The sequence below is a fragment of the Nostocoides sp. genome, assembly GCF_037045025.1.
Classification (GTDB): Bacteria; Actinomycetota; Actinomycetes; order Actinomycetales; family Dermatophilaceae; genus Nostocoides_A.
Map to the genome: position 1 here is coordinate 1 of NZ_JBAOHM010000001.1, position 7,602 is coordinate 7,602.

The window sequence follows — 7,602 nt, forward strand, 5'->3', positions numbered from 1 at the left end:
CGATCTCGGGTGGGGTCTCCAGCAGGGCGCGGGTGGCATCAAGGAGGGCGTGGTCGTCCAGGTGCGGCACGATCGACAATGCCGGGGCGTGGCGGACCGACGCTCCGCGGCGGGTCAAGGCGGCCTCGATGTCCGCCGAGCGCCGATCGGCGGTGACGAGGACGACATAGCCGGCGAGCGTCTGGTCGAGCGGGGGATGGGTCATCGGGCAGGGCCGGCGAGGAGCGCCGGGTCGGCGACGTGGCCGATCACCACGACGGCCGGCGCGGCGATACCAGCCTCCCCCGCCGCGGCGACCAGGCCGTCGAGGGGAGCACGCGTGGTGCGCTCATCCGGCAGCGTGCCGCGCTCGATGATTGCCGCGGGCGTGTCCGCGGGAACACCGGCCGCCAAGGCGTCCCCCACGTGCTCGGCGAGGAGCGTGACGGCCATGAGCAGCACGAGCGTCGCGCTGCCGTCGGCCACCTGGGCAAAGGCGGCGGGCGGCAGCCGCGTGTGGCCGTGGGCGATCGTCACCGCCGAGGCCGTCCCCCGGTGCGTGACCGGCATACCGGCGAGGGCCGGCACGGCCAGCGCGCTGCTGACTCCCGGAACGACGTCGACCGGTATGCCGTGTTCCCGGCACGCGAGGATCTCCTCGCCGCCTCGTCCGAACACGAACGGGTCGCCCCCCTTCAGTCGCACGACGTGTCGCCCGGCGCGCGCATGGTCGATGATCATCATGTTGATTTCGGCCTGCGACGGGCTGTGCTCGCCTGGCACCTTGCCGACGTCAATCACGACCACGTCGATCGGCAATCGCGCGACGATCGATCGAGGCCCGAGCCGGTCGGTGATCACGACATCGGCCTCGCTCAGCGCGACCCGCGCGCGCACCGTCATCAGGTCCTCGGCGCCGGGACCGCCGCCGATGAGGGTGACCCGCCCGGGCGAGGGACGGCGACGGCGTAAGTCGACCGCGGCAGATGCCAGGATGTCCTCAATCTGCTCTCGGGTCTCGGTGGCGTCGCCGGCGGCCAGCGTCGGCACCTGAGCCAGCTCGTCCCGGACCGTGCGCACTCGCCGCGGGTCCGGCTTCCCTTCGGACACAACGCCGATCGCCAGCCCCGCACGCCGAAGCAGCGCCGGAAAGCGCGCTGTCCCGCTCCGCCCCGAGCCGGCATGAACGGCGAAGATACGCCGCTCCTTGGCCCAGCGGCATACCGCGGCATCGGTGGCACTGTCGCCGGTCGCGGCGAGCGCCAGCCAGGCGCCGTCGAGGTCTTCGGCGAGCACTCGGCGATCGAGCCACTCGACGCCGCCCTCGGCAACCGCGTCAACGAGATCCTCACAGAGCGCAGGAGCGATCACCCGCACTCGGGCCCGAACGCTGCGCAACGTCGCGGCCTTGCTGGCTGCCACGGGACCGCCCCCGGCAACGATCACCAGCTTGCCGTCCAGGTCGAGGCCGAGAAGGGAGATCACGTTTCCGCCCGATCGCTCAGGCCGATGCTGACGACGCCGTTCTCGACACGGATCGGCCACGTGCGCAGGGCAATTGGTTCCTTGCCAACCGGGTCGAGACACTCTCCGGTGGCGAGATCGAAGACCTGCTTGAACATGGGTGAGGCGATCGTGGGCCGCTGCCTGCGGCTGCCGACAAGGCCTCGCGACATCACCATCGCGGCCGAGTAGGGATCACCCTGCTGGACGGCGAAGACCTGCTCGTCGTGGGTGCGCACGAGGGCCACCTGCTCCCCATGCACGAGGGCGGCGACGCCTCGCTCCGGCGGCATTTCGCTCAACCGGCAGACGGGAACCCAGAGCGTGGGCTCGGAAGGAGCAGGGCAGAGGGCGGCGGGCGATGTCACGAGTGAACTCCCAGCGTGGTTCCGGCGATGAGCACGGCGCCGCTGGCGCGCTCCTCGAGTCGGGCAGGGCGCGGCTGACCGCGCTCGGCGACATAGGCGAACGAGTTGTCGGGGGTCTCGGGCGCGTTGATGAACGACGCGAACCGCGACAGGGTCTGCGGATTGCGAAGCGCGGCAGCCCATTCGTCCTCATAGCTGCCGATGTGGGTGGCCATCGCTGCGTCGAGGTCGGTGACGATGCCGAGAGTGTCGTCGATGACGACTTCGCGGATGGCAGCCAGCCCGCCGTCGTACTCATCGACCCAGGCGGCCGTGCGCTGTAGCCGGTCGGCGGTGCGGACATAGAACATCAGAAAGCGGTCGATCGTCGCGACCAACGTCTCGGTGCTCAGGTCCTCGGCGAAGAGTTGGGCATGGCGCGGCGTGAAGCCGCCGTTGCCGCCCACGTAGAGGTTCCAGCCCTTCTCGGTCGCGATGACGCCCACGTCCTTGCCGCGGGCCTCGGCGCATTCGCGTGCGCAGCCGGAAATGCCCAACTTGATCTTGTGAGGCGATCGCAGCCCGCGGTAGCGCAGTTCCAGGAGCACCGCTAGGCCCACGGAGTCCTGGACGCCGTAGCGGCACCAGGTCGAACCGACGCACGACTTCACCGTGCGGAGGGCCTTGCCGTAGGCGTGACCGGACTCGAAGCCGGCGTCGACCAGCCGTTGCCAAACGGCCGGCAGCTGGTCGATCCGGGCGCCGAAGAGGTCGATCCGTTGGCCCCCGGTGATCTTGGTGTAGAGCCCGAATTCTTTGGCGACGGAGGCGATCGCCATGAGCCCGTCGGGTGTGATCTCGCCGCCAGGGATGCGAGGGACGACCGAATAGGAGCCATCCTTTTGCAGATTGGCCATGACGTGGTCGTTGGTGTCCTGCAACGAGCCGCGGTCACCTTCGAGGATGTGCTCGTTATAGAGGCTGGCGAGGATCGAGGCGATAACGGGTCGGCAGATGTCGCAGCCGCGGCCGCCGGTGCCGTGCCGGGCGATGATGTCGCTGAACGTCCGCAGATCGGTGACGCGCACGGCATCGAAGAGCTGCGCCCGCGACAGCTCGATGTGCTCGCATAGGGCGTTGCTCACCGCGACCCCGGCCTTGTCGAGCTCGGCGGTCACGAGCCGCTTGACGAGCGGCAGGCAGGAACCGCAGCTCGTTCCGGCGCGGGTGCAGGCCTTGACGGCGGCGACGTCGGTGCAGTGGTGCTCGGTGACGGCGGCCCGGATCGATCCGGCGCTGACGTTGTTGCACGAGCAGACGCTGGCCTCGTTCGGGAGTTCGAGCTGGGCTCCGGCAGAGCCGCCCTCGGGCAAGAGGTATGCCGCCGGGTCACCGGGCAGGGTCCGGCCGAGCATCGGCCGCAGCCCGGAGTAGGCGCTCGCGTCGCCGACCAGCATGCCGCCGCGCAGGGTCCGGGCGTCGTCGGACATGACCAGCTTCTTGTAGACGCCGGCGATCGGATCGGAGACGACGACCTCGAGGCTGCCGGGCTCGGTCGCAAAGGCGTCCCCGAAGCTGGCGACGTCGACGCCGAGCAGTTTGAGTTTGGTCGCCGTGTCGGCGCCGGGGAAGGTCGCACGGCCGCCGAGCAACCGGTCGGCGACGACCTCGGCCATGGCGTATCCGGGTGCCACGATTCCCCACACCCGCCCATCGATGCAGGCGACTTCACCGATCGCCCAAATGTGTCGGTCCTCGGTGCGGCAGCTCTGGTCGATGACGACGCCGCCGCGCTCGCCGACGGGAAGGCCGGCGGCGCGCGGGATCTCGTCGCGGGGCCGCACTCCGGTGGCGAAGACGACGACATCGACGGGCAGTTTGTCTCCGTCGGCGAAGGTCATCCCGGTGACCCGACCGGAGGTGCCGGTCACCTTGGCGGTTGCGGTGCCGGTGCGCACCTGCACGCCGAGACTGGAAATCAACCGGCGCAACGCCTCGCCACCGCCGGCGTCAACCTGCAGCGGCATCAGCCGATCGGCAAACTCCACGACCGTCGTGTCGACGGCCAGGGCGGTCAGCGCGCCGGCGGCTTCGAGTCCCAGCAACCCCCCGCCGATGACGGCTCCCCGTGGTGGGCGATCGCCGACGCGGGCGCGCAAGCCTTCGACGTAGCCGCGCAGATCGGCCACGTCGTCGACGGTGCGATAGACGAAGGTGCCGCGCAAGTCGTTTCCCGGGACGGGAGGTTTCGCGGCATACGACCCGGTGGCCAGCACGAGCGCGTCATAAGGCACCTCGCTGCCGTCGGCGAGCGTGACGGTCTTGGCGGACCGATCGATCTCTCGGGCGGCAGCTCCGCGGCGCAGGGTGACCAGGGGGTCGCTCCAGAGCAGTTGATCGCCCAAGGCAAGGTCCTCGGGATCGCGACCGCTGAAGTAGGTGGTCAGCGCAACCCGGTCATAGGGGGCGCGCGGCTCTTCGCACAAGACGGTGATCTGCCAGACCCGGTCGCCGTCGCGGTCGCGCACAGCGTCGACGAGCCGGCGCGCGACCATGCCACCGCCGATGACGACCAGCCGCCGGGGAGCGGTCGAGGTGGAACTCATACCGTTCTCCTCCATGGTGGGGAAAGTAGGTAGGGCATGTTTCGCGTTCTCGTTAGCCATGTTTCGCCCGGGTTAAAACGGATTCACTTGTCGCCGCCAGCGGCTCGGGAGAGAGGGCGAGCGCGCAGAGCTCGTCCCGGCAGCCGCCGCAGCCCGTGCCCGCACGGGTTGCCGCGGCGATCGCGGCGACATCCGCCGCGCCATTGGCGAGGCAATCCTTTAGGTCGCCGAGGGTGACCCCATTGCACCGGCAGACGACGCGTTCGTCGGCGCCCGGTTCGGGCACGCCGAACGCGGACCGGTCGAGCAGGAGCGTCAGCGGGTCGCGAGGAACTGGTGTGCGCGCGGTATAGGTCGCCAGCAGGTCGGCGGCGAGCCGCCCGGCGCCGACGCACGTGGCCCCGGCGAGGCGATCATCCGCGATGACGATCTCGACGTGCCGGCCGATGTGCGGATCGTTGACCCGGATGCTTCGCCGGCCCGGATCGTGGCCGCGGGCCGTGCCGCAGACTCCCATCGTGACGACGTCGAGGCCGGGCGCCTTGAGCCGCACGATGTCATCGCCCTTGGGTGGGACCGGATCGCTCACCCCGGCAAGCCGGGCGGCGAGGGCGCGCGCCTGGTTCCAGCCCTGGGCAACCAGGCCGCTCATCCCGTCGGGCGGCTGCGCGCAGTCCCCGATCGCGTAGACCCGGCGATCGGCCGGTGACGCGAGCGTGGCGTCAACGACGACCCCGCGCTCAACGGGCAACCCACACGCGTCGGCCAAGGTGGTGGCCGCGACCGTTCCTACGGTGAGCACCAGCAAGTCGCACGGCAACTGCTCCCCGGAGGAGAGCTGCACGGCCGCCAGCCGACCGTGCTGCAGGTGGATACCGGTTGCGGCCACCTCGGTCCGCTGGTCGACGCCCAGCGTCTGCAGTGCCGTCTGCACGACCTGTGCCGCGGTGACGTCGAGGTGTCGCTCCATGAGCGTGGCCTTGGGATGGACGATCGTGGTGCGCACCTCGCGACGGACCAGGCCGCAAGCGACCTCAAGGCCGAGAACCCCTGCCCCGAGGACGACCGCTGACCGAGCGTTAAGGGTCGCCGCGGCGATTGCCCGGGCGTCGCCGATGGTGCGCAGGGCTGCGACGCCGTGAGGGAGCGGGTCGTTCGGGTCGAGACCCGCAAGCAGCGGCACGCGCGCGGCGGCCCCGGTCGCGAGGACGAGCAGGTCGTAGCGCGTGCGGGCGCCATCGCTGCGAACGACCGCCCGGTCGGCACGATCGATCGCGACTACCTGCACGCCCTGGTGCACGCGCAGCCGGGGGTGATCTGACTGGGGTAGGCCGATGGACGCGACATCCCTTGCCCCCGAAACGACTTCACTGAGGAGGACGCGGTTGTACGGTCGGCAGTCCTCGGCGCCGAACTGATCGATCTCGAACCGGTCGCGGGTATCGAGCGTCAGCAGCTCGCTCGTGAATCGCGAGCCGACCATCCCATTGCCGACGACGACGAGGCGGGTCATGCCGTCGCCCCCACTCGTTCACCAAAGTCCGCATCGACCGCGTGGATGTCCACGGCGCACACCTTGAAGTCCGGCATGCCGCAGACTGGGTCGGTGGCATCGCTGGTCACCCGGTTGACGCTTGCGGGGCCGCCCCAGTGGAAGGGCATAAAGACCGTGTCGGGTCGGATGTCTGGCGTCACCCGGACGCGTCCGTATGCCGCGCCGCGCGCGCTCTCGATGCGAACGATGCCGTCCATCACGACGCCCAGCCGGTCGGCCAACAAGGGGTGTATCTCGACGACGGGATCGGTTGCGGCAGCGTTCAGCTCGGGGACCCTTCGGGTCTGGGCGCCGGACTGGTAGTGCTGCAGCACGCGACCGGTGACGAGGTAGATGGGTGCCTTCGGGCGGACGCCGTCCGCGGGCCCGTGGTGGGTGACCGGGACGAGTCGGGCCCGTCCATCGGAGGTGGCGAACCGGTCGAGGAACGGCCGCGGAGTGCCGGTCACCGGATGGTCGCCAGGGCTGGGCTGCTCGCGGATTTCGGCAGTCGCCGGAGCCGGCCAGTAGGTACCTATACCCGCTGCCTCGGCGGCGTCGAGCCCGGCATGCGAGGTGCCGCTGTAGTCGGCGGGGCCGCCGGAACTCACGCGCGCCAATTCGTCATACACCTGCGCCGGGTCCGTTGGCCACGAGCCGGGCGCGTCCAGGCGACGCGCGAGTTCCGCCCAGATCCAAAGTTCGGACCGGACGTGCTCCGGTGGCTCGATTGCCTTGCGGCGCCGCAGGATCCGACCCTCCAGGTTGGTCATCGTGCCCTCCTCCTCGGCCCACTGCGTCACGGGGAGGACCACGTCGGCGAGCGCTGCGGTCTCCGACGGGACGAAGTCACACACGACGAGCAGGTCCAGGCTGCGGAGCCGCTCGACGATCCGCTCGGAGTTCGGCCCGGAGACAGCGAGATTGCTGCCGTGCACGAACAACCCAAGCGGGCCATCCGATGACCCGAGCCGGTGCAGCAACTCCAATGCAGGCACGCCGCGACCGGGCAGGTCCTCGGGCTCGATCCCCCAGACCGTCGCGACGTGAGCGCGCGCATCTGGGTCGTCGATCGAGCGGTAGCCGGGCAGCTGATCGGCCTTTTGGCCGTGCTCACGACCTCCCTGGCCGTTGCCCTGCCCGGTCAAACAGCCGTAGCCACTGCCACGTCGCCCCGGAAGGCCCAGGGCCAGAGCGATATTGATCGCCGCCGTGACCGTCGCCGTCCCCTGAGTCGACTGCTCGGCTCCCCGGCCGGTGAGGATGAACGCCCCCGCGCCGCCGCGGTGGGGCGCCGCCGCGGCGAGGCGTCGGGCCGTCTGCCGCACGACGGGTGCCGGTATGCCGCTGATCTGCTCCACGCGCTCCGGCCACCAGGCGGTCACGGACTCCGCCACAGCGGGGAATCCCGTCGTGCGCGCGGCGAGGTAGTCGCCGTCGATGTGATGCTCGGCGATCAACACGTGCAGGATGCCGAGAAGCAGCGCCGCGTCGGTTCCCGGAACGGGAGCTAGATGATCGACCGGGCGCGCGACCAGTGCCGCGGTTGCCGAGCGGCGTGGGTCGACGACGAGCAGACCCCCTCGACGGCGGACCGGGTCAAGGTGGCGGACGAAGGGAGGCATGGTCTCGG

The 7,602-nt window shown here is 70.3% G+C and carries 5 protein-coding genes and 1 pseudogene; all 6 read right to left on the bottom strand.

The window, feature by feature from the left end:
- Window positions 1–205, bottom strand: a pseudogene (locus V9G19_RS00005) (uroporphyrinogen-III synthase); the annotation flags it as partial.
- Window positions 202–1,464, bottom strand: a complete 1,263-nt coding sequence (cobA, locus tag V9G19_RS00010; RefSeq protein ID WP_462283451.1) for a uroporphyrinogen-III C-methyltransferase — start codon at window positions 1,462–1,464, stop codon at window positions 202–204. The pseudogene V9G19_RS00005 and the gene cobA, both read right to left, overlap by 4 nt.
- Window positions 1,461–1,850, bottom strand: coding sequence for a nitrite reductase small subunit NirD (nirD, locus tag V9G19_RS00015; RefSeq protein ID WP_462283452.1), 390 nt, complete (start codon window positions 1,848–1,850; stop codon window positions 1,461–1,463). Before nirD ends, cobA begins: the two co-directional genes overlap by 4 nt.
- Entirely contained in the window at window positions 1,847–4,435 is a 2,589-nt protein-coding gene (gene nirB / locus V9G19_RS00020) for a nitrite reductase large subunit NirB (RefSeq protein WP_462283453.1), read from the bottom strand. The genes nirD and nirB overlap by 4 nt, the downstream gene beginning before the upstream one ends.
- A gap of 52 nt (window positions 4,436–4,487) precedes the next feature.
- Window positions 4,488–5,948, bottom strand: coding sequence for an FAD-dependent oxidoreductase (locus tag V9G19_RS00025; RefSeq protein ID WP_462283454.1), 1,461 nt, complete (start codon window positions 5,946–5,948; stop codon window positions 4,488–4,490).
- The coding region (locus V9G19_RS00030; RefSeq protein WP_462283455.1) for a molybdopterin oxidoreductase family protein at window positions 5,945–7,602 on the bottom strand (1,658 nt) is incomplete at its 5' end. The genes V9G19_RS00030 and V9G19_RS00025, both read right to left, overlap by 4 nt.

What these genes read in the sequence shown, in the direction of transcription:
- nirB (WP_462283453.1), bottom strand. Translation starts at nt 4,435, where the DNA reads ATGAGTTCCACCTCGACCGCTCCCCGGCGGCTGGTCGTCATCGGCGGT.
- V9G19_RS00025 (WP_462283454.1), bottom strand. Translation starts at nt 5,948, where the DNA reads ATGACCCGCCTCGTCGTCGTCGGCAATGGGATGGTCGGCTCGCGATTC.